This window comes from Nodosilinea sp. LEGE 07088 (genome assembly GCF_015207395.1).
In the GTDB taxonomy this organism is placed as follows: Bacteria; Cyanobacteriota; Cyanobacteriia; order Phormidesmidales; family Phormidesmidaceae; genus Nodosilinea.
The window spans coordinates 1-1293 of the sequence record NZ_JADEWX010000378.1 but is presented as its reverse complement, the minus strand read 5'-3'; the positions used below and the strand labels follow the sequence as shown (position 1 = coordinate 1293).

At 52.7% G+C, this 1293-nt stretch carries 1 protein-coding gene; it reads right to left on the bottom strand.

Annotated elements, in window-relative coordinates; genetic code table 11:
* Positions 1-246: 246 nt before the first annotated feature.
* Positions 247-1005: a class I SAM-dependent methyltransferase gene (locus tag IQ254_RS31130; protein ID WP_193970001.1), complete on the bottom strand. Its 759-nt coding sequence runs from the start codon at positions 1003-1005 to the stop codon at positions 247-249.
* Positions 1006-1293 lie beyond the last annotated feature (288 nt).

The following is a 1293-nucleotide window of genomic DNA, read 5'->3' as shown; positions in this document are numbered from 1 at the left end:
CAATGTCAGAAATATCTCTCCGGCCTCCTGAATGCACTGCTCGACGGTTGCATTAGGAAAATTAAGCAGCGTATCTAGGTGAAAGTCCATGATGTCAATCCCCCTAAACGTAACTCATTATACAATTACCACCCTGGATCCGGAAGAGCCAATATTTCCGCCTAAGATCCTGTTTTGGGCAAATAGGTGGAATTATGTCAGCCTAATACCCTGATACGGGTGATTAGGTAGACGTATTCAGTATAATCACCCTCCCAAATGTCGAGAATTATCGAGGTGTTTTTGGGCGTTCACGGAGTGTGTGCGAAGTACAATCGCGCTTCCTGGCTTAACCCCCATCGCAGCAATGCACATCCATTTTGACCAGCCAGTGCCATAGTCGAACGACCTCACGGCCTCCAGTCCGGCAGCTTGCAGGCAAGTATCTAGCTGATGGGAGGCGTAACCTCGATTGTGCCAGCGCAGGGACATAAGCACTTGCCCCAGTCCTTGACGAGTCACGGAGCCAATCAGCGGGGCACCCGGTTTCAGGACTCGCACCAGCTCACGCAAGGCGGCAACGGGGTCGGCCAAATGCTCTAACACATGGGCAAAGATCACCGCGTCGAAGGCTGCATCGGCGAAGGGTAAACGCCTGATATCTCCTCGTCGCAAATCGAGCGTTGTACAGCGATGTTGCAGATTCTGTCGAGCGTGGGCCAACATTGAGTGAGAAATATCCATACCGGAAACATGGGCAGGCTGATCGATACTGTCTAAAAGCGCCAGACTGAAGGCTCCGGTGCCCACGCCACAGTCGAGAATTTTGGAGGTTTGATCAAGATGGCTCAAGCAGTTGCAAACAGCCCGACTTTTGAACAGCAGTCGATAATCCAGGGGCTGACCCAAACGGGCCAAATAGTCGTCCCAGTGATTGGCAGAGGCATCATAGAGCGATCGCAGGGTGTCGATACTGGGAGCGGTTCTCCAGCGATCTAATGTCGGGATTGTTGTTTTTAAGAGCATGGTGAAACTGACCCTCTGATTCCAGAGGGCGATACAGGTCGTTGAGTCAGTTCAGTTCAATGGATAGAGGGGCTGGGAAGGCCGGGCTTGTCTACCAACGCAGGATGAGCGGCAGGGCGGCAACTTCCGGTCACCTCTCAGAGCGCAGCGCTACCCCCCGCATGGCTTGGTTAAGCGGCCAGCATGGCTTGAAATCCTGCGTACCAGTTTGAGTAACGAGGCTGCCAGCCTAAAATTTGTCGCGCTTTTTGATTAACGGCTCCTTGTTGTTGCATGGCAAAGTAGAGC

Bases quoted from the DNA above. Each gene is read 5' to 3' on its own strand.
- IQ254_RS31130 (WP_193970001.1), bottom strand. From the start codon at position 1,005: ATGCTCTTAAAAACAACAATCCCGACATTAGATCGCTGGAGAACCGCT.